This is a genomic window from Janibacter sp. DB-40 (assembly GCF_029510815.1).
In the GTDB taxonomy this organism is placed as follows: Bacteria; Actinomycetota; Actinomycetes; order Actinomycetales; family Dermatophilaceae; genus Janibacter.
Genome location: NZ_CP120360.1, coordinates 1,251,737 through 1,276,979, shown reverse-complemented (window position 1 = coordinate 1,276,979; position 25,243 = coordinate 1,251,737). Strand labels below are relative to the sequence as shown.

The window sequence follows — 25,243 nt, the reverse complement described above, 5'->3', positions numbered from 1 at the left end:
TCAGGCGGGAACGGCGTGCCGTGCCCTCGCCCAGAGCAGCACGGGGACAAGCGTGAGGGAGAGCAGCCCGCCGCCGAGGGCGAGCGCCTGGTAGCTGCTCGACGCCAGGACGAGGCCCGAGGAGACCCCGCCCCCTGCACCGGCGAGCGCGACGACGACGTCGATGGTGCCCTGCGTGCGTGCCCGGTTCCGCGGGTCGGTGGCGTCGACGACGAGCGTCGTGCCGGTGAGCAGGCCGAAGTTCCACCCGAGACCGAGCAGGACGAGGGCCAGGATGAGCAGCCCCAGGGAGTCACCCGGGGCGAGCGCCGCGACCACCCCGGCGGCCAGCAGCGTCACGCCGGCGGCCACCACCATCGGGGTGCGCCCGAGCCTGTCGACGAACACACCAGTGACGGGCGAGGGCAGCCACATCGCGGCGATGTGCGCACCGATGACCACTCCGACGGCGCCCAGGTCGTGCCCGTGGGCTCGCATGTGCACCGGCGTCATCGTCATGACGGCGACCATCACCAGCTGGGTCAGGACCATCACCGTCGCGCCCACCCAGGCACCGGCGCCGATCGTGGGCACCGGGCCGGGCGCCGACCCGGCCGTGGCCGACGCGGCGAGCCTGCCGGCGGCGATCCGCGTGGCCAGCAGGTACGGATCGGGCCGCAGGAAGATGAAGAGCACCACGCCGGCCGCGCCGTAGGCCGCACCGGAGAGGATGAAGGGGCCGGCCAGGGCCGGCACGCCCACGGCGCCCGCCACCACGCCCATGGGCTCGATGAGGTTGGGGCCGGCGACGGCCCCCACCGTGGTGGCGACCATGGCCATGCTCGTGCCGAACCCCCGACGGTGCTCCGGCGCCAGGTCGCTGCCGGCGTACCGGGCCTGCAGGTTGGTGGCCGTCCCGGAGCCGTAGACGAAGAGGGAGACGAAGAGCAGGGGCACGGAGTCGACCACCGCGGCCAGGACCACGCCGAAGGCCCCCAGACCACCGGCGAGGAAGCCGTGGGCCAGACCCAGGCGCCGTCCCAGGCGGTGGGTGGAGCGACCCACGAGGTAGGCCGCCAGGGCCGACCCGAGGGTGAAGAGCCCGGTCGGCACCCCGGAGAGGCCCTCCGAGCCGAGCATGTCCGCGGCCAGCAGCGCCCCGACGGAGATGCCCGCCGCCAGACCTGCGCCGCCGAGGATCTGGCTGATGACGACGACGGTCAGCGTGCGCCGGTGCACCCGCGCCTGCTCCGCCTCGCTCGGCAGCTGCGCGTCCGTCCCGGTCACCACCGGCGGGTCCACGGGTGGGCTCCCGCCCGGCTCACCGATCATCCCGGGACGACGTCGTCGCCGACGCGCAGCTCGCCGTCCCCGAGGGGCACCAGCCGGATCCCGAACCATGTCTTGCCGTCCCAGCGGCGGTGCCGCGCGAGGGTGCGCATCGGCTCCTTGCCGCGCTCGAGGGTCTCCGGGTCGATCGTGGTCACGACGCACCGGTCGCAGGTCTCGGCGGTGCGGTACTCCACGTCCCCGATCCGCACGGTCGGCCAGGCGTCCTCGGCGAAGGGCTCCCCGCCGTCGATGACGACGTTCGGGCGGAAGCGGAGCATGCTCAGGCGCGGACCGCCGTCGCCGGCCGTGACCGACCCGGCCTCCGTGCCGCTGATGTCGTCGGGGTCGAGGTCCTCCGGGTCCGGCTCGCCGGCCTCGGCAGCCATCCACTCCTCGAGGCGGGCGAGCGAGGTCTGCGAGGTGAGCAGCAGCGGACCGGCGTCGGCGAGGGAGAGCGTGTCCCCCTCCTGCCCGCCGTGGGCGCCGGACATCCGCCGCACCTGCGGGTCCTCCTGCCACACCAGCCGCATCGGGCGACCCACGCGCTCGCTGATCCACTCGCTGACGTCCTGGTCGGCGGGCGGGGCGAAGCCCTGCCGCGAGATGCCCACCGGGACCGGCGGCAGACCCAGCGGCGTGTCGACGAGGATGCTCTCCTCGCCGGCGTGGATGCGGATCGTCTCCTCGTCGACCACCTGGGCACGCAGCCCGAGCAGGGCACCCGCCTCCCGTGCGGAGACCCGCTCACCCATCTCGTCGACGAGCGCCCAGCGCCGGTCCCCCGCCAGGCCCCACGGCTCGACGCGAGCGGAGTCGACGGCCGCGCCGCCGAGGGACTTCACCGGATAGATGCGTACCTGGGTGACCTGCATGGCTCCGATGGTGCCACGCGGGCCCCGCCACCTCAGGCGTCGACCGGCACGTCGTCGACCGAGATCTCCTCGGCCCCGGGCGTCTGGTCGTCGAGGTGCTCGTCGCCGGAGCGCTTCAGCGCGACCCAGCCGCCGAAGATCGCCGCGAACATCCCTGCCTCGGCGTCCCTGATCGTCAGCTGGGCACAGTGCCCCCAGCTGACCCGGAAGGCGACCGCACCGGAGGTGGTCAACCCGTCCTTGAGGTAGACGATGTGCTTGCCGGCGGGGATGTCGTACCGCACCACCGACCGGGTCCCGTCGAGCACCCCGAGGGACTCGGAGCCGAGCATGACGTGCTTGCCCTTGAGGTGGACCGGGTCGATCGTCCCGGTGCTGATCTCGACTGCTGCGCCCATGTCGACCTCCATCGTCGGGTCGGCCCGGCCGTCGGACACCCGGGCCCGTCCTGTCCCCATCATGGCGGTTCGGGCGCCGGATGTCTGCCCTCGTGACACCTGTCATGCCCGACTCGTGACATCCGGGGATGGTGGCGATCCCCTGCGGCGCACGAGGCTTGGGCCATGACATCGATGACCAGCGCACCCGCCACCCCGCGCAGCGACGCTGCCGACGGCATCCACCTGCAGGGGGTCACCAAGGCCTTCCGTGCGGGCAGCAGGACCGTGCGGGCGGTCGCCGGCGTCGACCTCGACGTCACGCCCGGCCAGGTCGTGGCGATCCTCGGGCCGAACGGCGCCGGCAAGACGACCACCCTGGACATGATCCTGGGCCTCACCCAGCCGGACACCGGCACCGTCACCGCCTTCGGGCAGCCGCCGCGCGACGCCGTCCACGCCGGGCGGGTCTCCGCGGTCCTGCAGACCGGCGGGCTGCTGCGCGACCTCACGGCGCGCGAGACGGTCCGCTTCATCGCCTCCACCTTCACCGGGCACCAGCCGGTCGACACCGTCCTCGAGCGGGCCGGTCTGGCCGGCAAGGCCGACCGCCTCGTCCACAAGCTCTCGGGCGGCGAGCAGCAGCGCCTGCGCTTCGCCCTGGCGCTGCTGCCCGACCCCGACCTGCTCGTCCTCGACGAGCCCACCGCCGGAATGGACGTGACCGCGCGCCGCGACTTCTGGCGCACCATGCACGCCGACGCGGAGCGGGGTCGCACCATCCTCTTCGCCACCCACTACCTGCAGGAGGCCGACGACTTCGCCGACCGCATCGTCCTCATGGCCGACGGCCGGGTGGTCGCCGACGGCACCACCGAGGAGATCCGCGCCCGCGGCAGCGGCCGGACCGTCAGCGCCGACGTCCGCAGGGGGGACGTCGGCGCGGCGGTCGCGCGGCTGCGCGCGCTCCCGGGCACCACCCGGGTCACCGCGACCGGCGAGCGGGTCACCGCGATCGGTGAGGACGCCGACGCCCTCGCCCGGGTCCTGCTGACCGAGCTGGGCGGGAGCAACCTCGAGGTCACCACGGCCTCCCTGGACGCCGCCTTCCTCGCCATCACCGGCGAGCAGATCGACACCCACGAAGCGGCCGGCGCGGCCGGGACGGAGGCACTGCGATGAATCCCACGATCATCGGCCTGGAGCTCAAGCGGATCTCCCGCGACTACGTCGGCCTGTTCTTCATCGCCGGGCTGCCGGCCTTCATGTACGTCATCTTCGGCGCGGCGCAGACCTTCGGCGAGGAGGACATCGGCCGCGGCAACGTCGCCCTCTACATCATGATCTCCATGGCCGTGTACGGCGCGGTCACCGCGACGGTGAGCATCGGCGGGCAGGCGGCCGTCGAGCGCCAGCAGGGGTGGGGGCGACAGCTGGGCCTGACCCCCCTTCGCGACAGCTCGTACGTCGCCGGCAAGGCGCTCATCGCCCTGTCCGTCGCGCTGATCCCGATCACCCTGATCTACGGGATCGGCATCGGCACCGGGGCGAAGGGGGAAGCCTGGGTCTGGGTGGTCTCCGCCGCCACCGTGCTCCTCGGCGCGGGCGTCTTCGCCCTGTACGGCCTGGTCTTCGGGCTCGCCTTCCGGTCCGAGTCCGCCGTCGGGGCGGCCTCCGGGTCGCTGGTGATCTTCGCCTTCCTCGGCAACATCTTCATCCCGCTGTCGGGGATCATGCTCACGATCGCGAAGTTCACCCCGCTCTACGGCTTCGTCTCCCTCGCCCGCTACCCGCTCACCGGTGGTGACTCGGTGAGCACGTCCGGCGCACTCACCCACGAGTCGCTGTGGGTGCCGCTGGCTAACGTGGTGGTGTGGACGATGATCATGGCCGTGGCGACGGTCCTCCTGGCGCGACGGGGTCGGGAGCGGCAGTGACCCCGATCGAGCCCGTGGCGCAGGGGCCCTCCGACGAGGACTACCTCGCCGACCCCTGGGCCAGGCACGGCTGGGTCCTCGCCGCCATCTGGCTGGTCTTCCTCGCCTTCCCCGCCCTCTCCGTGATCGAGAGGACGAGCGAGCGGCCGCTGCTGCGCGGCATCGCCCTCGCGGCCGTCCTCGCCTTCGCCTGCCTCTACGTGTGGGGGTTCGTGCGGGGGCAGGGGGCGCTGCGCTGCGGCTGGCGACGAGCGGACCTGGTCATCGTCTTCGGCAGCTTCCTCGCGGGGATCGCGATCATGGTCGCCCTCATCCCCCTCATCGGTCCGGGCGCCGTGGGCATGGCCCCCTTCCTGGCCTCGGTCGCCGCCTTCAGCTTCCCCGAACGGTGGCCGATGCCGTCGGTGGTCGCCGTGGTCGTCTTCGCAGCGATCGTCCTGGCGGTGACCGACGCCCTGCGGGAGGTGTGGTTCCTGCTCTTCCTGCCCCTCGCCATCGGCGGCTTCGGTCTTCTGCTCCGCCGGATGACCCTCAGCGACGAGCGGCACCAGGTGGTGCGGCGGTCGTTGGCCGTGACCGCCGAGCGTGACCGGGTCGCACGCGACGTCCACGACGTCCTGGGGCACTCGCTGACCGTCGTCTCCCTCAAGGCCGACCTGGCCGAGCGCCTCATCGACATCGACCCCGAGCGGGCGAAGGGAGAGCTGGCCGACATCCGCTCGCTCACCCGCCAGTCCCTCGCCGAGATCCGCGCGACCGTCTCCGGGCTGCGGGTGGCCCGGCTGGCCGACGAGCGGGACGTGGCCGCCACCGCCCTGCGGGACGCCGGGATCGAGGCCAGCCTGCCCGAGGACGGTGAGGTCGTCGACCCGGCCCACCGGATCACGATGGCGTGGGTCCTGCGGGAGGCCGTCACCAATGTCATCCGGCACAGCGGCGCCCACCGCGTCGAGGTCGCGTGGGGCCCCTCGTGGCTCGAGGTCAGCGACGACGGGCGCGGTCTGCGCGGGCGCAAGGAGGGGTCCGGCCTGACCGGCGTGCGCGAGCGGGTCGCCCAGGCCGGTGGGCGCACCGAGGTCGGCGAGGGCCTTCCCGGCTCCGCCGGGCCGGGCACGAGGGTGCGGGTGGAGCTGCCGTGACCACCGTCCTGCTCGCCGACGACCAGGCACTCGTGCGCGGGGCGATGGCCGCGCTGCTCGGGCTCGAGGACGACCTCGAGGTCGTGGCCGAGGTCGGCTCGGGCGACGAGGTGCTCGAGGCGGCACGCCGCACCCACCCCGACGTCGCCGTGCTCGACATCGAGATGCCGGGGATGGACGGCATCGCCGCCACCGCCGAGCTGGCCCGCGAGGTCCCCGGGACCAGGGTGCTCATCGTCACGACCTTCGGTCGCCCCGGCTTCCTGCGCCGGGCGATCGAGGCGGGCGCGCGGGGCTTCGTCGTCAAGGACACGCCGTCCGAGGAGCTGGCGGAGGCCGTGCGCACCGTCGCCCGGGGCGGTCGGGTGGTCGACCCCTCGCTCGCGACCGAGAGCGTCGTCGGCGGGCCCAACCCGCTCACCGAGCGCGAGCGCGAGGTGCTCACCCACGCCCTCGAGGGCGGCTCGGCGGCCGCCATCGCCGCGCGGGTGCACCTCTCCCCGGCACGGTGCGCAACCACCTCTCCTCGGCCATCGGCAAGACCGGCTCCGCCACCCGCGTGGAGGCCGCCCGCCGCGCCCAGGATCTCGGCTGGCTCTGACCGCAGCTCACCAGCACCGTGCGACAATCACAGGTGAGGGTGGATCTTCCATGGATCCGACGTCGAGGGGAGACGACATGACCCGCGGGAAGCGCAGCTGGGACGACCTGAGCCCCGGACAGCAGACCACCGTGCTGACCCTGGCCTCGATCCAGCTGTCCCTGGCCCTCACTGCCTGGACCGACCTGGCGTTCCGGCCGACGAGCGAGGTGCGCGGCGGCAAGGGACGGTGGGCGGCGGTGATCGCCATCAGCTTCGTCGGCCCCCTCGTCTACTTCACCCGCGGGATCCGGCGCTGAGATGAACGCCATCGTCGTCCACGAGTCGGCCTGGGGGAACACGCGGGCCGTCGCCGAGGCGATCGCGGCCGGTCTCGGCGCCCACCTGACCACCGAGGTGGTGGCCGTGGCTGACGCGCCGCCGCTGCCGGACCTGCGCGTCGACCTGCTCGTGGTGGGGGCTCCCACCCAGGCCTTCGGGCTCAGCCGGCCCTCGACCCGGGAGGACGCCCACCGGCGGGGTGGCCGGCAGCTCGCGACAGGCGTGCGTGAGTGGCTCGCCGAGGGCAGCGCGCAGCTGATGGTCGCCACCTTCGACACCCACGTGCGCCACCCGAACCTGCCCGGGCACGCGGGCCACGGAGCGGCCAGGAAGCTGAAGCGCATGGGCTGCACCGTGCTGGCCGAGCCGGAGACGTTCTACGTCGAGGACTACGAGGGCCCGCTGCTGCCCGGCGAGCTGGACCGGGCCCGCGAGTGGGGCGGCGAGCTGGGGCGTCGACTCGCGGAGAGGACCCCGCCCGGGTGACCCCCTGACCGGCGCTGCGATCGCTGGGCGGGGCGCACGCCGACCCGTGGCTACGCGTCGGTCACAATGGGAGGCGACCCGCCCCCCTTCGCCAGGAGCCCGCATGCACCGCAGACGCCTGACCGCGGTCTGCGCCGTGCTCGCGGTCGGCGCTGGTCTGCTCGCCGGGTGCTCCGAGGAGAGGGATCGGGACCGCGGCGACTGCGAGGCGATCTCCGCCGACTTCGACTGGGCACAGCCCTCGCGCTCCGACGACGCCCGGTTCGAGGTGTCCGGGCCCGGGTGGATCGGCGGCGACTCGACCTACTCGGTCCGGCTGCCGCAGGACCGCACGCTGTGGCTCTTCAGCGACTCGCTCATCGGACGCGTCGACGACAACGGCAACCCGGAGCCGGGGATGACGATGGTGCACAACGCCCTCGTCGTCGAGGACGGGTCCGGCCGGCTGAGCACGCTGACGCGCGAGGGACCGGAGTCCTTCTTCCCGGACCCGGGCGAGAAGACCTACTACTGGGTGCAGGACGCCAAGGTCGAGGGTGGCGAGCTGCTCGTCCTCCTCTCCCGGACCAAGCAGGTCGGCGAGAACGGCTTCGAGTGGGAGCGCAACACCCTCGCCCACGTGTCGCTGCCCGAGCTGGAGGTCACCGACATCGAGGAGGGCTTCGAGGGGCCGGTCGCGTGGGGCGCGGGGCTGATGTCGACGGCGCAGCACACGTGGATCTACGGCATCGAGGACCGCGAGGAGGCCAAGCACCTGCACGTGGCGCGCGCGCCCGCGGGTTCCCTCGCCGACCGCTCGACGTGGGAGTACCTCGGCGCGGACGGCTGGGAGGACGACTCCGACGAGAGCGAGCGCCTGACGAAGGGGGTGGCCAACGAGCTGAGCGTCTCCCCCTTCCGCGACGGGTACCTGATGATCTCCTCGGACACCTCCGAGCCGTACAGCCCGAAGATCAACGCGTGGACGGCCTGCTCCCCCACCGGCCCGTGGGAGCAGCCGCAGACGATCTACGAGACGCCCGAGACGCAGGGACAGCACTTCACCTACAACGCGCACGGCCACCCCGAGCTGTCGCAGGACGGCCGGCTGCTCATCTCCTACAACGTAAACACCTTCGACTTCGACGAGCTGATGAACAACCCGACGCTCTACCGGCCGAAGTTCATCACCCTCGACCTGGGCTGAGCCTCACTCGTCGAGGAAGAAGTCGGGCAGCAGCTCCTCGAGTGGCGGCCCGTAGACGGAGAGGTCGGTGACGCCCTCCTGCGCGAGGACCTCGTCGTCGATGAGGAACTGCCCGGTGCACTCGGCGGGGTCGCGGGTGAGGATCGCGTGGGCCGCGTCGGCCATGATCTGCGGGCTGCGGCTGCGAGCCATCGTCTGCTCGCCGCCGAGGAGGTTCTGCACGGCCGCAGTGGCGATGGCCGTGCGCGGCCACAGGCTGTTGGCCGCGATGCCGAGCTCGCGCCACTCCTCCGCCAGTCCCAGCGTCACCAGGCTCATGCCGTACTTGGCGATCGTGTAGCCGAGGTGCGCGCCCGCCCACCGCGGGTTGAGGTTGAGCGGCGGCGAGAGGGTGAGCACGTGCGCTGCGTCAGAGGCCTGCAGATGCGGCAGCGCGGTCTTCGCCAGGAGGAAGGACCCGCGGGTGTTGATGTCCTGCATCAGGTCGTACTTCTTCATCGACAGGTCCGCCGTGGAGGACAGGTCGATGGCGCTGGCGTTGTTGACGACGATGTCGATGCCACCGAAGCGCTCGACGGCGCGGTCCACGGCCTCCTGGACTGACTCCTCGGACCGCACGTCCCCAAGGATCGGTAGGGCCTGACCGCCGGCCGCCTCGATGGCCGCCGCGGCCGTGTGGATGGTGCCCTCGAGCTTCGGGTGCGGGGTGTCGGTCTTGGCGACGATCGCGACGTTGGCGCCGTCCCGGGCGGCGCGCTCGGCGATGGCCAGCCCGATGCCGCGGCTGCCGCCCGACATGAGGATGGTGCGGCCGGCGAGGGTGCGGGTCATGGTCGATCTCCTTGGGGTGGGGTCGTCCGGTCGGGTGAGCGTACCGGGGCGAAGGGGGTCAGGCCGGCAGTCCGTCGAGCCGCGCCAGGACCTGGAGCATGACCTCGTCGGCGCCACCGCCGATGGAGCCCAGGCGGGTGTCACGGAAGAAGCGCGCGGTCCACGTCTCCTCCATGTAGCCCATGCCGCCGTGGAACTGGATGCACGCATCGGCGACCTCGCGGGCGAGGCGACCGGCGGTCAGCTTGGCGATGCTGGCGCCACGCGTGATGTCCTCGCCGGCGAGGTACGCCTCGCAGACGGCGGCGTTGTGGTTGCGCAGCATCTCCACCTGCGCCTGCAGCTCGGTCAGGCAGAAGGTGACGTACTGCTTGGTGGCCAGCGGCTGGCCGAAGACCTCGCGCTCGGTGATGTAGGCGCGGGTGCGCTCCAGTGCCCGGTCGCAGCTGCCGACGGAGGAGTAGGCGGCGTACATCCGCTCGATGATGAACTGCTGCATCTGCTGCTGGAAGCCGCGCCCGACCTCGCCGATGGTGTTGGCCACGGGCGCGCGCACCTCGTCGAGCACGAGCTCGGCGGTGTCGGAGCAGCGGTTGCCGAGCTTGTCCAGGCGCTTGGCGACGGCGAAGCCGGGCGAGTCGGTCGGGACGATGACCTGGGACATGCCCCGGTACCCGCCCTCGTCGGAGGTGCGCACGAGCAGGCAGAGCCAGTCCGCCTGGCTGCCGTTGGTGATGTAGGTCTTGCGGCCGGTGATCACCCAGTCGTCGCCGTCGCGGACCGCGCGGGTGCGCAGCCGGGAGACGTCCGAGCCGGTGTCCGGCTCGGTCACCGCGATCGCGGCGACCTGCTCGCCCGCGAGCGCGGGCGCCAGGTACGCGCGCTTCAGGTCCGGCGTGCCGAAGGTGGCGAGCGAGGGCGTGGCCATCATCGACTGCACCCCCAGCGCCATGGCCACCCCGGCGGCGTCGGCGCGGCCGAGCTCCTCGGCGGCGACCATCTGGAAGGAGTGGTCCGCGCCCTCGCCTCCGTACTCGGGGTCGCGCTCGAGACCCAGCAGACCCAGGGCGGCCGCCTTCGGGAAGAGCTCGTGGGCCGGGAACATCCCGGCCTCCTCCCACGCGTCCACGTGCGGGTTGATCTCGGACTCGACGAAGGCGCGCACGCTGGCGCGGAAGGCGGTGTGCTCATCGGTGAGGCGCATGACGGCGACGGTAGCCACGAACCCCGAATAAAACAAGCATGCTTGATTGTTTGCTGGATGCGTGGCACTCTCGCCGCATGAGCGACACCGTGGCCGCCTTCCTCGATGAGTGCACCGATCTCGACGCCCTCGTCGCCCCCCTCGACGAGCGGACGTGGGCCCGCGACACCCCGGCGCAGGGGTGGACCATCGCCCACCAGATTGCGCACTTGGCGTGGACCGACGAGGTCGCCCTCCTCGCCGCGACCGCTCCCGAGGCGTTCGCCGGAGAGGTGGAGGCGGCCCTGCAGAACGTCACGGGACACGTGGACGAGCAGGCGGCGAAGGGAGCAGCCGCTCCCCCGGTCGAGCTGCTGGCGCGGTGGCGCACCGGCCGCGAGAAGCTGGCCGACGCCCTTCGCTCCACCCCCGCGACGAAGCTGCCGTGGTTCGGGCCACCGATGAGCGCCCGCTCGATGGCCACCGCCCGCCTGATGGAGACCTGGGCGCACGGGCAGGATGTCGCCGACGCCCTGGGTGTGCGCCGCGAGCCGACCGACCGGCTGCGCGACATCTGCCACCTCGGCGTGCGCACCCGCGACTTCGCCTACCTGATCACGGACCAGCCGGTGCCGCCCGCTCCCTTCCACGTCGACCTGACCGCACCCGACGGGGACCTGTGGACCTGGGGCGAGGAGGGTGCGGACCGGGTCACCGGCACGGCCGAGGACTTCTGCCTCGTGGTCACTCAGCGGCGCGATCTCGCCGACACCGACCTGGTCGCCACCGGGGAGGCCACCCACTGGTTGACCTTCGCCCAGGCCTTCGCCGGGGCGCCGAAGGGGGCCCGGCGATGACAGAGATGTTGCGCGTCGGCAACTGCTCCGGCTTCTACGGCGACCGGCTCTCCGCGATGCGGGAGATGCTCGAGGGCGGCGAGCTGGACGTCCTGACCGGGGACTGGCTGGCCGAGCTGACGATGCTCATCCTCGCCCGCGACCGCGCCAAGGACGAGAGCACCGGGTACGCCAAGACCTTCCTGACGCAGCTGCGCGACTGCCTCGGGCTCGCCCTGGACCGGGGCGTGACGATCGTCGCCAACGCAGGGGGCGTCAACACCCCGGGCCTGGTCGCCGCGATCCGCGCGCTGGCGGCCGAGCAGGGCCTCTCCCCCACCGTCGCCCACGTGCGCGGTGACGACCTGACCCCGCGCGCCGACGAACTCGACCTCGGCACGCCGCTGGGCGCGCACGCCTACCTCGGCGGCTTCGGCATCGCCCGTGCCGTCGCCTCGGGCGCGGACGTCGTCGTCACCGGCCGGGTCACCGACGCGTCGGTCATCGTCGGCCCGGCGATCGCCCGCTTCGGGTGGGGCCGCGACGACCTCGACGCCCTCGCCGGAGCCACGGTCGCGGGCCACGTCATCGAGTGCGGCACGCAGGCGACAGGTGGCAACTACGCCTTCTTCACCGAGGTCGCCGACCTCGTCCACCCGGGCTTCCCGATCGCCGAGATCCTCCCTGACGGGTCGAGCGTGATCACCAAGCACCCGGGCACGGCCGGTGCGGTCACCGTCGGCACCGTCACCAGCCAGCTGCTCTACGAGGTGCAGGACGCGCGCTACGCCGGCCCGGACGTCACCACCCGACTGGACTCGATCTCCCTTCGCCAGGACGGCACCGACCGGGTCTCGATCACCGGGGTGCGCGGGGAGGCCCCACCACCGGACGTCAAGGTGTCACTGACGTCCCTCGGGGGCTTCCGCAACGAGATGACGATGGCCCTGACCGGACTGGACATCGAGGCCAAGTCGGACCTCGTCCAGCGCCAGTTCCACGACGCGCTCACCACCTCCCCCGCCGAGCTGACGTGGACGCTGGCGCGCACCGACACCGCGGACCCGGCGACACAGCAGCAGGCCGCGGCGTTGCTGACGGTCGTCGCCCGGGACCCGGACACAGCGGTCGTCGGACGCCCCTTCTCCAACGCCGCCATCGAGATCGCACTGGGCTCCTACCCCGGCTGGCACACCCTCGCCCCGCCGGCGGCGGCGACGCCCTACGGGGTCTTCACCCCCGGCCACGTCCCGCAGTCGGCGCCCCGGCACGAGGTCGTCCTGGACGACGGGAGCGTGGAGCAGATCGAACCACCGACGGTGACGCGTCCGCTCGAGCCCCTGACGGACCCCCACACCTCGCAAGAGCCTAAGCAGTTGCACGGGCAGCACCCCCACACCTCGCAAGAGCCTAAGCAGTTGCACGGGCAGCACCCCCACACCTCGCAGGAGCCCAAGCAGTTGCACGGGCAGCACCCCCACACCTCGCAAGAGCCTAAGCAGTTGCACGGGCAGCACCCCCACACCTCGCAAGAGCCTAAGCAGTTGCACGAGCACGGCCCCCACACCTCGCAGGAGCCTAAGCAGTTGCGAAGGGAGTGGGAGGGCGCCACCGTCCGCGCCCCGCTGGGGAGGGTCGCCGGCGCCCGCTCCGGGGACAAGGGCGGCAACGCCAACATCGGTGTGTGGGTGCGCGAGGACGCCGCGTGGCCGTGGTTGTCCGAGCTACTGACCACCGAGCGCGTCCGCGAGCTGCTCCCCGAGGCGGCCGACCTGCCGATCACCCTCACCCGCCTGCCCAACCTGCGTGCCGTCAACATCGTCATCGAGGGACTCCTCGGTGAGGGCGTGGCCTACAACGCGCGCTTCGACCCGCAGGCCAAGGGCCTGGGCGAGTGGCTCCGCGCACGGCACGTCGACATCCCGCAGTCCCTGATCCCCACGGAGGACCGATGAGTCACCGCGACTGGCAGACCGAGGAGCTGCGGGCCCTGCGCGCGACGACGACCGAGTTCGTCCGCCGCGAGGTGCTGCCCCATCAGGACGACTGGGAGGAGGCCGGTGAGCTGCCGCGCGAGCTGCACCGCACGGCCGGGGCGCTGGGACTGATCGGGGTTTCCTTCCCCGAGAGTGCCGGTGGCGGCGGGGGCGGCCAGCGCGAGTCGGTCACCGTCGGCGAGGCGCTGCACGAGGCCGGCGCGGCCGGTGGCGTCTACGCCTCGCTCTTCACCGCGGGGATCGCCTGCCCGCACATCGTCACCGCGGGTGACCAGGGGCAGGTCGACCGGTGGGTGGCACCGACCCTCGCCGGGGAGATGATCGGCGCGCTCGGCATCACCGAGCCCGGCGGCGGGTCCGACGTCGGCGCGCTGCGCACGACGGCCCGTCGCGACGGCGAGCACTACGTGGTCAACGGCTCCAAGACCTTCATCACCTCGGGTGTGCGGGCCGACTTCGTCACCACCGCGGTGCGCACCGGCGGGGACGAGCACAAGGGCGCCCGCGGTCTCTCCCTGCTCGTGGTCGAGCGGGGCACGCCGGGCTTCGAGGTCTCCCGCAGGCTCGGCAAGATGGGCTGGCGGTGCTCCGACACCGCCGAGCTGTCCTTCACCGACGCCCGCGTCCCGGCGAACCACCTCGTCGGCCCGGAGAACGCCGGCTTCCTCCTCATCGGCAGCGCCTTCCTCAGCGAGCGCATCGGCCTGGCCGTGCAGGCGTACTCGCAGGCCCAGCGCTGCCTCGACCTGGCGACCGAGTGGTGCCGCGAGCGCGCCACCTTCGGGCAGCCGCTCATCAGCCGGCAGGGCGTGCAGACGACCCTCGTGGAGATGGCCCGCCGCATCGACGTGGCCCGTGCCTACACCCGCTCGGTCGTCGACCGGTACGAGGACGGCGAGAGCCTGGTCGACCTCATCCCGCAGGTCTGCTTCGCCAAGAACACCGCGACGGAGACCGGCGAGTGGGTGGCCCACCAGGCCGTCCAGCTCTTCGGCGGAATGGGCTACATGCTCGGGAGCGAGGTCGAGCGGCAGTACCGCGACGTGCGCATCCTCGGCATCGGCGGCGGGACCGTCGAGATCCTCAATGACATGGCAGCACGACGGATGGGACTGGTGGCATGACGATCCTGCGGAGCACGCTCGACCCGACGACCCCCGAGGCGCAGTCCGCGGCGGAGGCGATGCACGCCTCCCTCGCCGAGATCGGCGTCGAGGTCGCCAAGGCCGTCGCGGGTGGGGGTGAGAAGTACGTCAAGCGCCACCACGACCGGGGCAAGCTGACCGCCCGGGAACGGGTGGAGCTGCTCCTGGACCTGGAGTCCCCCTTCCTCGAGCTGGCCACCCTCGCCGGCTACGGGTCGGACTTCACCGTCGGCGGCTCCGTCGTCGCCGGCATCGGCCTCGTCAGCGGGGTGGAGTGCCTCGTCGTCGCCAACGACCCGACCGTCAAGGGCGGCGCGAGCAACCCGTGGTCGCTGAAGAAGACGCTGCGGATGCACGAGGTCGCCCTGGCCAACCGGCTGCCGGTGATCTCGCTCGTCGAGTCGGGCGGTGCCGATCTGCCGACGCAGAAGGAGATCTTCATCCCCGGCGGCGCGATCTTCAAGAACCTCACCCGGCTCTCCCGCGAGGGCATCCCGACGATCGCGCTCGTCTTCGGCAACTCCACGGCCGGCGGCGCCTACCTGCCGGGCATGAGCGACCACGTCGTGATGATCGAGGAGCGGTCCAAGGTCTTCCTCGCCGGCCCGCCGCTGGTCAAGGCGGCCACCGGCGAGGAGTCCGACGACGAGTCCCTCGGCGGCGCCGACATGCACGCCCGCGTCTCCGGCCTGGCCGACCACTACGCCCGTGACGAGCAGGACGCCATCCGGATCGGCCGCCGCATCGTCTCCCGGCTGGGCCACCGCAAGGCCGCGGGACCGGTCACGACGACTCCGCGTCCGCCGCGCTACCCGGCCGAGGAGCTGCTGTCCATCGTCCCGCCGGACCTGAAGTCCCCCTTCGACCCGCGCGAGGTCATCGCCCGGATCGTCGACGACAGCGACTTCGACGAGTTCAAGCCGCTCTACGGCAGCTCCCTGGTCACCGGGTGGGCGCAGCTGCACGGCTTCCCCATCGGGATCCTCGCCAACGCGCGCGGGGTCCTCTTCAGCGAGGAGTCGCAGAAGGCCGCCCAGTTCATCCAGCTGGCCAACCGCTCGAACACCCCGCTGCTCTTCCTGCACAACACGACCGGGTACATGGTCGGCAAGGAGTACGAGCAGGGCGGCATCATCAAGCACGGCGCGATGATGATCAACGCGGTGTCGAACTCGACGGTCCCGCACATCTCCGTCCTGCTGGGCAACTCCTACGGTGCCGGCCACTACGGGATGTGCGGTCGCGCCTACGCCCCGCGCTTCGTCTTCAGCTGGCCCTCGGCGCGCTCGTCGGTGATGGGCGCCCAGCAGCTGGCCGACGTCACCTACTCGGTGTCGAAGGCGTCCGCGCTGGCCCAGGGCAAGCCCTTCGACGAGGAGGGCGCACAGGGCCTGCGCGCCTACATCGAGCAGGAGATCACCGCGCAGTCGATGCCGATGGTCCTCTCCGGCCTCGTCTACGACGACGGCATCATCGACCCCCGCGACACCCGCGACGTCCTGGGGATCGCCCTGTCCGCCATCCACACCGCACCGGTCGAGGGGACCTCCTCCTTCGGCGTCTTCCGAATGTGAGGACCACCGTGAACCCTGTCGCCACCACACCTGCCACCCCGATCCGGTCCGTCCTCGTCGCCAACCGCGGCGAGATCGCCCGCCGGGTCTTCGCCACCTGTCGTGCCCGCGGCATCGCCACCGTCGCAGTCTTCTCCGACCCGGACGCCGACAGCCCGCACGTGAGCGAGGCCGATGCCGCGGTGCACCTGCCCGGCAGCTCCCCCACCGACACCTACCTGCGCGGCGACCTGGTCATCGAGGCCGCCCGACGTGCCGGGGCGGACGCGATCCACCCCGGGTACGGCTTCCTGTCCGAGAACGCCGACTTCGCCGAGCAGGTCCGCGCCGCGGGCCTGACCTGGATCGGTCCCGACCCGCGGGCCATCGCCGTCATGGGCAGCAAGGTCGAGTCCAAGCAGCGCATGGCCGACGCCGGTGTCCCGGTCCTGGAGCGCATCGCCCCGGAGGCCGTCAGCGAGGAGCACCTGCCGGTGCTCGTCAAGGCCTCCGCGGGTGGCGGTGGCCGCGGCATGCGAGTCGTGCGCACCCTGGCGGAGGTCGACGACGCCGTCGAGTCCGCCTCGCGGGAGGCCGCCTCCGCCTTCGGGGACCCCACCGTCTTCGTCGAGCGCTACCTCGAGTCCGGGCACCACGTCGAGGTCCAGGTGCTGGCCGACGCGCACGGCACCGTGTGGGCGCTCGGCGAGCGGGAGTGCTCGCTGCAGCGCCGCCACCAGAAGGTCATCGAAGAGGCCCCCTCGCCCCTCGTCGAGCGGGTCGGGCCGCAGATGCGCGAGCGCCTCCTGCAGGCCGGTCGCGACGCCGCCGCCGCGGTCGGCTACCGCGGTGCGGGGACCGTGGAGTTCCTCGCCCTCCCCGACGGCTCCTTCTGGTTCCTGGAGATGAACACCCGCCTGCAGGTCGAGCACCCGGTCACCGAGGCGGTCACCGGCACCGACCTCGTGGGCCGGCAGATCGACGTGGCCGAAGGGAGGGCCCTCCCCGCGCAGGAACCGTCCGCCCGTGGGTGGTCGGTCGAGGCGCGGCTCTACGCCGAGGACCCGAACGCCGACTGGCGCCCCCAGACCGGGACGGTCGCGGCCCTGTCCGTGCCCGGGGTCTCCACGCGGTTCGCGGTCGCACCCGAGCACGGCATCCGGCTCGACTCCGGGGTCGAGGTCGGCTCGGTCATCGGCACCCACTACGACGCGATGCTCGCCAAGGTCATCTCCCGGGCACCCACCCGGGAGGAGGCGGTCCGCGAGCTCGCGGCCGCGTTGCGCCGCAGCCGGATCCACGGCATCACGACCAACCGGGACCTGCTCGTCGAGAGCCTGCTGCACCCGGAGTTCCTCGACGGCACCGCGGACACCGGCTTCTACGGTCGCTACGACCCGGGCACCCTGACCAAGGACACCGCCCTCGCCCCGGAGCTCGCCGGGCTCGTGGCCGCCCTCGCCGACGGTGCACGCCAGGTCGCCCGGCGCCCGGTCCTGCAGTTGGTGCACACCGGGTTCCGCAACGTGCCCTCGACCTTCCAGCGGCGCACCTTCGCCCACGGCGACCACGAGGTCGTCGTGGGACACCGGGTCGGGCGGGACGGCCTCGAGCTGGAGTCGCCCCCTTCGTGCGCGGACCGGGTGGTCCTCGTCGAGGCTGAGCCGACCTGCGTCGTCCTCGACCTGGACGGCGTACGGCGTCGCTTCGACGTCGCGTGGATCGCCGGTGACGGGCCGGGTCAGGAGATGGTCGCCGTCGACTCGCCGCTGGGGTCGAGCACCCTGGGCCTGCGCCCCCGCTTCGTGGACCCGTCGGCCCTGACACCCGGGGGTGCGCTCGTCGCACCCATGCCGGGCACGATCACGGGCGTGCACGTGGAGCCGGGGGACGTCGTCGAGGCGGGGCAGCCGATGCTCACCCTCGAGGCGATGAAGATGGACCACGCGGTCACGGCTCCGGCTGCCGGTACCGTCACCCGGGTGGCGGTGGCGGTGGGCCAGCAGGTCGACCAGGGTGCCACGCTCGCCGTCGTCGAGGACGACGCGGCCGGCGACGCCTCCGTCGCCACGGACGACAGCGACAGCAGAGACACCGATGAGAGGAACGCAGGATGAGCGCACCGCAGGGACCCCGGGTCAGGACCGGGACGAGCTCGGGCGTCATGACGATCACCCTCGACTCGCCGCACAACCGCAACGCCCTCTCCGACCAGCTCGTCGCCGAGCTGACCGAGGGGCTGGCCGCGGCCGAGCGCGACGACGACGTCCGCTGCGTCGTGCTCACGCACACCGGCACGACCTTCTGCGCCGGGGCGGACCTGTCCGAGGCGAGCAGCAACACCGCCGACGACCCCGCCCGGGCCCGCGCCGACCAGCTCGTCGATCTGCTGCGGGCGATCGTCGCGCTGCCGAAGCCGGTCATCGGCCGGATCGACGGGCACGTGCGCGCGGGCGGCATGGGGCTGGTCGGCGCGTGCGATGTCGTGGTCGCGAGCGACGCCTCGACCTACGCGCTCACCGAGTCCCGCCTGGGGCTGGCCGCATCCGTCATCTCGCTGACCGTCCTACCGAGGATCGAGCCGCGGGCCGCCGCCCGGTACTTCCTCACCGGCTCGAAATTCGACGCCACCGAGGCCGCGCGCATCGGGCTGGTGACCGAGGCCGTGGTCGGGACCGACGAGCTGGACGAGGCCGTCACCGGGGTGACGGGTGCCTTCGGCCGGTGCTCGCCGCAGGGTCTGCGCGAGAGCAAGGCGCTGATCACCCACGAGGTCCTCGACCACATCGATGCCCACCGCGACCGGGTCGCCGACCAGTCCGCGCGGCTCTTCGTCAGCGAGGAGGCACGGGAGGGCATGACGGCCTTCATGCAGAAGCGCCCTCCCCGGTGGGCCCCGAGCGAGGGATGAGCGCGATGCGCACGACGACCGAGCCGAAGCAGGACCGCAGTCGGGCCACCCGGCAGCGGCTGCTCGAGGCCACCGTGCGCTGCCTCGCCGAGCGTGGGTGGACCGCGGCAACGGTCTCGGTCATCGCCGACGAGGCGGGGATCAGTCGCGGAGCGCTCCAGCACCACTTCCCCACCCGGGAGGCGCTGGTCGTCGCGGCCCTGGAGTACATGTTCCAGGAGCGCGCCACCCGCGTCGAGCGGCTGCCCGCGCCGACGGGCGACGGCCCCGCGCGCGTCCATGCGGTCGTCGAGACCCTCGTCGAGACGTACAACGGCGAGCTGTTCCGGGCGGCCCTGCACGCCTGGACCGCGGCGGCGGCCGACGAGCAGGTCCGCGAGGTCATCGCGCCGCTGGAGCGCCGCTTCGCCCGCTCGGTCCACGACCTGGCCGTCGCCCACCTCGGTGTCGACGACTCCGACCCGCACGTGCGCACCCTGATCCAGACCACCCTGGACCTCGCCCGCGGCCTCGCCCTGGCCGACCTGCTCACCGACGACTCCAAGCGCCGGCGTCGCGTCGTGCGCACGTGGTCGCGCATACTCGCGACCGAGCTGGGCTTCACGGACTGAGCCGTCCCCGGCCCGCCGTGCAGGCGACGTCGTTCGCCTCAGGCTCGGGTCAGCGGCTCGGTCGCCCCGATCCGGTCGAGGACCCACGCCCACTCCCAGGCAGCCTGCTCCCAGGCGTCGTAGCGCCCCGAGCGGCCACCGTGCCCGGCGCTCATCTCGGTGCGCAGCAGGATCGGGCGCTGCTCGTCGTGGGAGGTCACCTCGCGCAGGCGGGCCACCCACTTCGCGGGCTCGGTGAAGTACACGCGGGTGTCGTGCAGCGAGGTGGTGGCGAGGATCGCCGGGTACTCGACGGCGGCGATGTTCTCGTACGGGGTGTAGCCGCGCATGTACGCGTATACCTCGGGGTCGTGCAGCGGGTCCCCCCACTCCTCCCACTCCTGCACCGTCAGCGGCAGGTCCGGGCGCAGGATCGTCGTCAGGGTGTCGACGAAGGGCACGGCCGCCAGCACCGCCGCGAAGCGGTCGGGCGCGAGGTTCGTCGCGGCGCCCACGAGGAGACCACCGGCGGACCCCCCTTCGGCCGCCAGGCGGTCACGCGCCACCCAGCCGCTGTCGTGGAGGTGCTCCGCGGCGGCCACGAAGTCGGTGAAGGTGTTGCGCTTGTGCAGCATCTTGCCGTCGTCGTACCAGTGCCGGCCGAGCTCGCCGCCACCACGCACGTGCGCGACGGCGTAGACGACCCCGCGGTCGAGCAGGGACAGCCGGGCGATGGAGAAGTAGGGGTCGAAGCTCATCTCGTAGCTGCCGTACCCGTAGAGCAGCCCGGGGTTGGTCCCGTCGGCCTGCGTGCCGCGCCGCATGACGAGGGAGACGGGTACCCGCGTGCCGTCCGGGGCCGTCGCCCAGGTGCGGCGCTGCTCGTAGTCGTCGAGGTCGACGCCACCGAGGACGGGCTGGCGCTTGAGGACGATCCGCTCGCCGGTCGCCACGACGACGTCCAGGACCGACCGGGGGCTGACCCAGGACTCGTGGAGGACGCGGATCCGGTCGGTGCCGGACTCGGCGACCGGGCCCAGGGCCACCGAGTGCAGCTCGTCGTCGAAGGGGACGTCGACCGGGTCCCCGTAGTCGGCGGCGACGGAGGGGGCCGACCGAGAGGTGCGCGGCAGGATCCGCAGCGCAGGCAGCCCGCCTGCACGCAGTGACAGGACGGCGAAGTCGTCGAAGGCGTCGACACCGATGAAGCGCTCGTCCTCACCGCGCTGCAGCAGCGGCTGCCACTGCTCGGGACCGGTCGCGTCGAGCGGCGCCCAGGCGAGGTCGCCCTCGGGCTGGCGTTCGTTGTGCACGATGAGCAGGTGGTCGGCGGCGGGCTCGACGTCGTAGTCGACGCCCTCGCGGCGCGGCGCGACGCAGCGGGCCGATGCCGTCGGATCGGTCGCGTCGATGAGGTGCACCTCGGAGGTCGTCTTGGACCCCAGGACCAGCACGATCCAGCGATCGTCCCGGCTGGTGCCCAGACCCATCCAGAACCGCTCGTCCTCCTCGTGGTGCACGAGCACGTCGTCCTCGCGGGGAGTGCCGACCGCGTGGCGCCACACCTCGTGCGGGCGCCACGCATCGTCGACTGCGACGTGGAAGAGGTGGCCACCGTCGCGGGAGAACGCCAGGCCGTAGCCCGCCCCGGTGATCGCCTCGTCGAGGACGTCACCGGAGGCGATGTCGACGACGCGCACGTCGAAGCGCTCGTCGCCGGTGACGTCGACCGCGTAGGCGAGCCGGGAGTGGTCGTGGCTGACGTCGAGCCCGCCGAGGGAGAAGAACTCGTGCCCCTCCGCGAGCGCGTTGCCGTCGAGGAGGACGATCTCGCCGGGCAGCGGCCGGCTCGGGTCGAGCTCGGGCACGGCGGTGGCGTCGGTCAGTGGCGCGCGGCAGTGGATCGCGTACTGCTGGCCCTCGACCGTGCGCGCGTAGTACCACCACGGCCCTGAGGCGATGGGCACGGACAGGTCGGTCTCGAGCGTGCGCTCCTTGATCTCGTCGAAGAGCCGTCGGCGAAGGGGGGCCAGGTGCGCCGTCGTGGACTCGGCGTAGGCGTTCTCCGCCTCGAGGTGCGCCAGGACGTCGGGGTCCTCGCCGTCACGCATCCACTCGTAGGGGTCGAGGACGTCGTCACCGTGGTGGCTGCGCACGTGCTCGCGCTTGTCCGCCACGGGCGGGGTGGCGTGCCCCTGCTCGGTCTGCGTCATGTCGTGGGCTCCTTGGTTGCTCGTGGCGTCACTCACGCCGACACCGCCCGGGCGCCGAGGATGACCTTGAGGTCGCCGATGAGCGCCTCGGTCGGCTCGACCCGGTAGCTGGCGTCGACGGACATCGTCACCGCCCGCCCGGGCTGGATGAGCTTGATCTGCACGTCGGTGCTGCCCGGGTGCTGTGAGAGCACCTGCTTGACCTCCTCGATCCGCCCGGTCGTGGCGCGGGCGTAGTCGAGCGTGAGCACGACCGGACCGCGGGGCCCGTCGGTCAGCTCGGGGATCTTCAGGTCCTCTGCGTAGAGGGAGACGGAGTCGTCACGCACGTTCACCCGGCCGCGCACGACGGCGACGATGTCCTGGGTGAGCATCGTCTGCACCGTCAGGTACGTCTTGGGGAAGAAGAGGCACTCGATCGCGCCCTCGAGGTCCTCGATGGTCGCGATGGCCCACAGGTCCCCCTTCTTGGTGCGCTTGACGCTCAGCCCGGTGACGAGCCCGGCGATGGTGACGTGGCTGTTCTCCTTCACGCCGTTGTCGGACTGGGTCAGGGTCGCGATGGAGGTGTCCGCCGCGCGCTGGAGCACGTGCTCGACGCCGAAGAGCGGGTGGTCGGAGACGTAGAGACCGAGCATGTCGCGCTCGTTGGCGAGCTTGGCCTTCTTGTCCCACTCGACCTCGGGGATCGCCCGCAGGCCCATCCCCTCGATGCCGGACCCGGGGCCGTCGTCGGCGGCCTCGTCCCCGCCGAACATGTCCCACAGCGAGTCCTGGCCGACGGCCTCCTGGCGCTTGACGCCGACGAAGGCCTCGACGTACTCCTCGTGGACCATGACCAGGCCCTGGCGGGGGTGGTCGAGGTCGTCGAAGGCGCCGGCCATGATCAGTGACTCGATGGTGCGCTTGTTGCACACCACGGCCGGGCACTTGGCGAGGAAGTCGTCGAAGGAGGTGAACGCCCCCTTCTCCTCGCGGGTGGCGATGATCGCGTCGACGACGTTGCGGCCGACGTTGCGGATCGCGAGCAGACCGAAGCGGATGTCCTCGCCGACGGCGGCGAAGGGCCCCTCGGACTCGTTGACCGACGGCGGCAGCACCTTGATGCCCATGCGACGGCACTCGTTGAGGTAGAGCGCCGACTTGTCCTTGTCGTCACCGACGGAGGTCAGCAGCGCCGCCATGTACTCGGCCGGGTAGTTGGCCTTGAGGTAGGCCGTCCAGTACGAGACGAGACCGTAGGCGGCGGTGTGCGCCTTGTTGAAGGCGTAGTCGGAGAAGGGGACGAGCACGCCCCACAGCGCGGCGACCGAGGCCTCGTTGTAGCCGTTGGCCTTCATCCCCTCGGAGAAGGGCACGTACTCCTTGTCGAGGACCTCCTTCTTCTTCTTGCCCATCGCGCGGCGGAGCAGGTCGGCATTGCCCAGGGTGTACCCCGCGAGCTTCTGAGCGATCTCCATTACCTGTTCCTGGTATATGCACAAACCGTGCGTCGTGCCCAGGATCGGCTCGAGCGCCTCGACCATCTGCGGCTGCAGCTTGCCCTTCAGCTGCGGGTCGAGAGGGACGACCTCTTGGCGGCCGTTCTTGCGCAGCGCGAAGTTCGTGTGCGCGTTCACGCCCATCGGGCCGGGTCGGTACAGCGCAAGAGCGGCGGAGATGTCCTCGAAGTTGTCCGGCTGCATCAGACGCAGCAGCGTGCGCATGCCGCCGCCGTCGAGCTGGAAGACGCCGAGGGTGTCGCCACGACCAAGAAGGCGGTAGGTCGCCTCGTCGGTCATGTCCTTGCTCAGCGCATCGAGGTCGATCTCCTCGTCGCGGTTGCTCTTGATGTTGATCAGGGCGTCGTCGAGGATCGTGAGGTTGCGCAGGCCCAGGAAGTCCATCTTGACCAGCCCGAGCGTCTCGCACGTCGGGTAGTCGAACTGGGTGAGCACCTGGCCGTCCTGCAGGCGACGCATGATCGGGATGACGTCGATCAGCGGCTCGCTGGACATGATGACGCCGGCGGCGTGGACGCCCCACTGACGCTTCAGGCCCTCGAGGCCCTTGGCGGTCTCGACGATCTCGCCGAGGTGCTTCTCGCTCTGGACGAGGTCGCGGAACTCCTGGCCCTCGTTGTAGCGGTCGTGCTGCGGGTCGTACATCTTGTTCAGCGGGACGCCCTTGCCCATGACGTCGGCGGGCATCGCCTTGGTCAGCTGCTCGCCGACGGAGAAGGGGTGACCCATGACCCGGGCGGCGTCCTTGACGGCCTGCTTGGCCTTGATCGTGCCGTAGGTGGCGATCATCGCCACGCGCTCGTCGCCGTACTTGTCCGTGACGTACTGGATGACCTCGGCGCGGCGACGCTCGTCGAAGTCGACGTCGAAGTCGGGCATCGACTGTCGCTCGGGGTTGAGGAAGCGCTCGAAGATCAACCCGTGCGGGATCGGGTCGAGGTCGGTGATCCCCATCGCGTAGGCGCACATCGACCCGGCACCGGAGCCTCGGCCGGGCCCCACCCGGATGCCGTTGTTCTTCGCCCAGTTGATGAAGTCGGCGACGACGAGGAAGTACCCGGGGTAGCCCTTCCCCGCGATGACCCCCACCTCGTAGTCCGCCTGCTTCTGCGCGTACTCCGGGATCCCGTCCGGGAAGCGCCGGCTCAACCCGGTCTGGACCTCCTTGACGAACCACGACTGCTCGTCCTCCCCCGGCGGGACGTCGAAGCGCGGCATGTACCGCCCTTCGCCCTCGGTGAAGGAGACCTCGCACATGTCGGCGACGAGCAGCGTGTTGTCGCAGGCCTCCGGCAGCTCGCGCCACAGCCGGCGCATCTCCGCCGGGGACTTCAGGTAGTAGCCGTCGCCCTCGAAGGAGAACCGATCGGGGTCGAGCAGCGTCGAGCCGGAGTTGATGCACAGGAGCGCGTCCTGGGCGATGTAGTCCTCCTGCTTGACGTAGTGCAGGTCGTTCGTGGCCAGGAGCGGCAGCTGCAGGTCCCTCGCCAGACGCATCAGGTCCTCGCGCACCCGACGCTCGATCTGGTTGCCGTGGTCCATCAGCTCGAGGAAGTAGTGCTCCTTGCCGAAGATGTCGCGGAACTCGGAGGCAGCCTCGATCGCCTTGTCGTACTGCCCCAGGCGCAGGCGCGTCTGGATCTCGCCGGAGGGGCAGCCGGTCGTCGCGATGAGCCCCTCGCCGTACTGCGACAGCAGCTCGCGGTCCAGGCGCGGCCACTTGGCGTACACCGAGTCCAGGGAGGCCATCGAGTCCATGCGGAAGAGGTTGTGCATGCCGGTGTTGTTGCGCGCCAGCAGCGTCATGTGGGTGTAGGCACCACCACCGGAGACGTCGTCACCCTTGCGGGTGCGCTCGTCACCCCACTTCACCCGGGTCTTGTCCTTGCGGCTGGTGTGGCCGGGCGCCACATAGGCCTCGAGGCCGATGATCGGCTTGACGTCGTAGGACTGCGCCGTCTTCCAGAACTCGTGCGCACCGAAGAGGTAGCCGTGGTCGGTCGTCGCGATCGCCGGCATGCCCATCTCCTGGGCGGTGGAGAACATGTCCGTGATCCGGGCAGCCCCATCGAGCATGGAGTACTCGGTGTGGTTGTGCAGGTGGACGAAGTTCTCGGAACGCGGCAGCTCGGACATCGCTCCGAGTCTAGGCCGAGCCACGGACAACTCGGCCCCTGCCCGACCAGTGGCGCGACGGGGCCGCCGATCGCGCGCCACGAGCCGCTCGCCGCGCCGCCACCCTCCTTCCTTCT

20 protein-coding genes and 1 pseudogene are annotated in these 25,243 nt (G+C 71.7%); 14 read left to right on the top strand and 7 right to left on the bottom strand.

Going from position 1 to position 25,243, the window contains the following annotated elements; all coding sequences use genetic code 11:
- From PVE36_RS06045 to PVE36_RS06035, 3 genes are read right to left on the bottom strand one after another with little or no spacing between them, the layout of a single operon-like run.
- Window positions 1-1,281, bottom strand: coding sequence for an MFS transporter (locus tag PVE36_RS06045; RefSeq protein WP_277455235.1), 1,281 nt, complete (start codon window positions 1,279-1,281; stop codon window positions 1-3).
- A 26-nt stretch (window positions 1,282-1,307) separates the two neighbouring features.
- Window positions 1,308-2,183: an MOSC N-terminal beta barrel domain-containing protein gene (locus PVE36_RS06040; protein ID WP_277455234.1), complete on the bottom strand. Its 876-nt coding sequence runs from the start codon at window positions 2,181-2,183 to the stop codon at window positions 1,308-1,310.
- A gap of 32 nt (window positions 2,184-2,215) precedes the next feature.
- The gene (locus tag PVE36_RS06035) at window positions 2,216-2,581 is read right to left on the bottom strand and encodes a hypothetical protein (RefSeq protein ID WP_277455233.1); all 366 of its coding nucleotides are present in this window, start codon (window positions 2,579-2,581) and stop codon (window positions 2,216-2,218) included.
- Window positions 2,582-2,755: 174 nt separating this feature from the next.
- Between PVE36_RS06035 and PVE36_RS06030 the strand changes: the two genes are divergently transcribed.
- The 7 genes and pseudogenes from PVE36_RS06030 (at window position 2,756) to PVE36_RS06000 (ending at window position 8,230) form a co-directional block, all read left to right on the top strand.
- Window positions 2,756-3,742: an ABC transporter ATP-binding protein gene (locus PVE36_RS06030; protein WP_277455774.1), complete on the top strand. Its 987-nt coding sequence runs from the start codon at window positions 2,756-2,758 to the stop codon at window positions 3,740-3,742.
- Entirely contained in the window at window positions 3,739-4,497 is a 759-nt protein-coding gene (locus PVE36_RS06025; RefSeq protein ID WP_277455232.1) for an ABC transporter permease, read from the top strand. The genes PVE36_RS06030 and PVE36_RS06025 overlap by 4 nt, the downstream gene beginning before the upstream one ends.
- Window positions 4,494-5,636 carry a sensor histidine kinase gene (locus tag PVE36_RS06020; RefSeq protein WP_277455231.1) on the top strand — a complete coding sequence of 381 codons (1,143 nt, stop codon included), beginning with the start codon at window positions 4,494-4,496 and terminating at the stop codon, window positions 5,634-5,636. The genes PVE36_RS06025 and PVE36_RS06020 overlap by 4 nt, the downstream gene beginning before the upstream one ends.
- A pseudogene (locus tag PVE36_RS06015) lies at window positions 5,633-6,237 on the top strand (response regulator transcription factor). The gene PVE36_RS06020 and the pseudogene PVE36_RS06015 overlap by 4 nt, the downstream one beginning before the upstream one ends.
- A gap of 77 nt (window positions 6,238-6,314) precedes the next feature.
- Window positions 6,315-6,536, top strand: a complete 222-nt coding sequence (locus tag PVE36_RS06010) for a hypothetical protein (RefSeq protein ID WP_277455229.1) — start codon at window positions 6,315-6,317, stop codon at window positions 6,534-6,536.
- 1 nt (window position 6,537) lies between these two features.
- Complete coding sequence (locus PVE36_RS06005; RefSeq protein ID WP_277455226.1) at window positions 6,538-7,044, top strand: flavodoxin/nitric oxide synthase; 507 nt, start codon at window positions 6,538-6,540, stop codon at window positions 7,042-7,044.
- Between the two features lie 103 nt (window positions 7,045-7,147).
- Window positions 7,148-8,230: a DUF4185 domain-containing protein gene (locus PVE36_RS06000; RefSeq protein ID WP_277455224.1), complete on the top strand. Its 1,083-nt coding sequence runs from the start codon at window positions 7,148-7,150 to the stop codon at window positions 8,228-8,230.
- A gap of 3 nt (window positions 8,231-8,233) precedes the next feature.
- Here the strand turns inward: PVE36_RS06000 and PVE36_RS05995 are convergent, their stop codons facing one another.
- Window positions 8,234-9,061 carry an NAD(P)-dependent oxidoreductase gene (locus PVE36_RS05995; RefSeq protein WP_277455222.1) on the bottom strand — a complete coding sequence of 276 codons (828 nt, stop codon included), beginning with the start codon at window positions 9,059-9,061 and terminating at the stop codon, window positions 8,234-8,236.
- A 58-nt stretch (window positions 9,062-9,119) separates the two neighbouring features.
- Window positions 9,120-10,265 (bottom strand): acyl-CoA dehydrogenase family protein, encoded by a 1,146-nt coding sequence (locus PVE36_RS05990; protein ID WP_277455219.1) that lies wholly within the window; start codon window positions 10,263-10,265, stop codon window positions 9,120-9,122.
- Between the two features lie 77 nt (window positions 10,266-10,342).
- Between PVE36_RS05990 and PVE36_RS05985 the strand changes: the two genes are divergently transcribed.
- The 7 genes from PVE36_RS05985 to PVE36_RS05955 are packed head-to-tail and all read left to right on the top strand — an operon-like array spanning window position 10,343 to window position 19,297.
- Window positions 10,343-11,101: a TIGR03084 family metal-binding protein gene (locus PVE36_RS05985; protein ID WP_277455218.1), complete on the top strand. Its 759-nt coding sequence runs from the start codon at window positions 10,343-10,345 to the stop codon at window positions 11,099-11,101.
- Entirely contained in the window at window positions 11,098-13,035 is a 1,938-nt protein-coding gene (locus PVE36_RS05980) for an acyclic terpene utilization AtuA family protein (RefSeq protein WP_277455216.1), read from the top strand. The genes PVE36_RS05985 and PVE36_RS05980 overlap by 4 nt, the downstream gene beginning before the upstream one ends.
- Entirely contained in the window at window positions 13,032-14,201 is a 1,170-nt protein-coding gene (locus PVE36_RS05975) for an acyl-CoA dehydrogenase family protein (RefSeq protein WP_277455215.1), read from the top strand. The genes PVE36_RS05980 and PVE36_RS05975 overlap by 4 nt, the downstream gene beginning before the upstream one ends.
- The gene (locus PVE36_RS05970) at window positions 14,198-15,796 is read left to right on the top strand and encodes an acyl-CoA carboxylase subunit beta (RefSeq protein WP_277455214.1); all 1,599 of its coding nucleotides are present in this window, start codon (window positions 14,198-14,200) and stop codon (window positions 15,794-15,796) included. Before PVE36_RS05975 ends, PVE36_RS05970 begins: the two co-directional genes overlap by 4 nt.
- An 8-nt stretch (window positions 15,797-15,804) precedes the next feature.
- Entirely contained in the window at window positions 15,805-17,892 is a 2,088-nt protein-coding gene (locus PVE36_RS05965) for a biotin carboxylase N-terminal domain-containing protein (protein WP_277455212.1), read from the top strand.
- Window positions 17,889-18,686: an enoyl-CoA hydratase family protein gene (locus PVE36_RS05960; protein ID WP_277455211.1), complete on the top strand. Its 798-nt coding sequence runs from the start codon at window positions 17,889-17,891 to the stop codon at window positions 18,684-18,686. Before PVE36_RS05965 ends, PVE36_RS05960 begins: the two co-directional genes overlap by 4 nt.
- A gap of 5 nt (window positions 18,687-18,691) precedes the next feature.
- Complete coding sequence (locus PVE36_RS05955; RefSeq protein ID WP_277455209.1) at window positions 18,692-19,297, top strand: TetR/AcrR family transcriptional regulator; 606 nt, start codon at window positions 18,692-18,694, stop codon at window positions 19,295-19,297.
- A 38-nt stretch (window positions 19,298-19,335) separates the two neighbouring features.
- Here the strand turns inward: PVE36_RS05955 and PVE36_RS05950 are convergent, their stop codons facing one another.
- Together PVE36_RS05950 and dnaE are read right to left on the bottom strand one after the other, a co-directional pair.
- Window positions 19,336-21,489, bottom strand: coding sequence for a S9 family peptidase (locus tag PVE36_RS05950; RefSeq protein WP_277455207.1), 2,154 nt, complete (start codon window positions 21,487-21,489; stop codon window positions 19,336-19,338).
- A gap of 32 nt (window positions 21,490-21,521) precedes the next feature.
- Window positions 21,522-25,127 (bottom strand): DNA polymerase III subunit alpha, encoded by a 3,606-nt coding sequence (gene dnaE / locus PVE36_RS05945; RefSeq protein ID WP_277455206.1) that lies wholly within the window; start codon window positions 25,125-25,127, stop codon window positions 21,522-21,524.
- Window positions 25,128-25,243 lie beyond the last annotated feature (116 nt).

Excerpts from the sequence above, each read along its gene's own strand:
- PVE36_RS06025 (WP_277455232.1), top strand. The coding sequence starts at position 3,739 with ATGAATCCCACGATCATCGGCCTGGAGCTCAAGCGGATCTCCCGCGAC.
- PVE36_RS06000 (WP_277455224.1), top strand. The coding sequence starts at position 7,148 with ATGCACCGCAGACGCCTGACCGCGGTCTGCGCCGTGCTCGCGGTCGGC.
- PVE36_RS05985 (WP_277455218.1), top strand. The coding sequence starts at position 10,343 with ATGAGCGACACCGTGGCCGCCTTCCTCGATGAGTGCACCGATCTCGAC.
- PVE36_RS06010 (WP_277455229.1), top strand. The coding sequence starts at position 6,315 with ATGACCCGCGGGAAGCGCAGCTGGGACGACCTGAGCCCCGGACAGCAG.
- PVE36_RS05950 (WP_277455207.1), bottom strand. The coding sequence starts at position 21,489 with ATGACGCAGACCGAGCAGGGGCACGCCACCCCGCCCGTGGCGGACAAG.
- PVE36_RS06040 (WP_277455234.1), bottom strand. The coding sequence starts at position 2,183 with ATGCAGGTCACCCAGGTACGCATCTATCCGGTGAAGTCCCTCGGCGGC.
- PVE36_RS06030 (WP_277455774.1), top strand. The coding sequence starts at position 2,756 with ATGACCAGCGCACCCGCCACCCCGCGCAGCGACGCTGCCGACGGCATC.
- PVE36_RS05960 (WP_277455211.1), top strand. The coding sequence starts at position 17,889 with ATGAGCGCACCGCAGGGACCCCGGGTCAGGACCGGGACGAGCTCGGGC.
- PVE36_RS06035 (WP_277455233.1), bottom strand. The coding sequence starts at position 2,581 with ATGGGCGCAGCAGTCGAGATCAGCACCGGGACGATCGACCCGGTCCAC.
- PVE36_RS05990 (WP_277455219.1), bottom strand. The coding sequence starts at position 10,265 with ATGCGCCTCACCGATGAGCACACCGCCTTCCGCGCCAGCGTGCGCGCC.
- PVE36_RS05975 (WP_277455215.1), top strand. The coding sequence starts at position 13,032 with ATGAGTCACCGCGACTGGCAGACCGAGGAGCTGCGGGCCCTGCGCGCG.
- PVE36_RS05970 (WP_277455214.1), top strand. The coding sequence starts at position 14,198 with ATGACGATCCTGCGGAGCACGCTCGACCCGACGACCCCCGAGGCGCAG.
- PVE36_RS06005 (WP_277455226.1), top strand. The coding sequence starts at position 6,538 with ATGAACGCCATCGTCGTCCACGAGTCGGCCTGGGGGAACACGCGGGCC.
- dnaE (WP_277455206.1), bottom strand. The coding sequence starts at position 25,127 with ATGTCCGAGCTGCCGCGTTCCGAGAACTTCGTCCACCTGCACAACCAC.
- PVE36_RS05955 (WP_277455209.1), top strand. The coding sequence starts at position 18,692 with ATGCGCACGACGACCGAGCCGAAGCAGGACCGCAGTCGGGCCACCCGG.
- PVE36_RS05995 (WP_277455222.1), bottom strand. The coding sequence starts at position 9,061 with ATGACCCGCACCCTCGCCGGCCGCACCATCCTCATGTCGGGCGGCAGC.
- PVE36_RS05980 (WP_277455216.1), top strand. The coding sequence starts at position 11,098 with ATGACAGAGATGTTGCGCGTCGGCAACTGCTCCGGCTTCTACGGCGAC.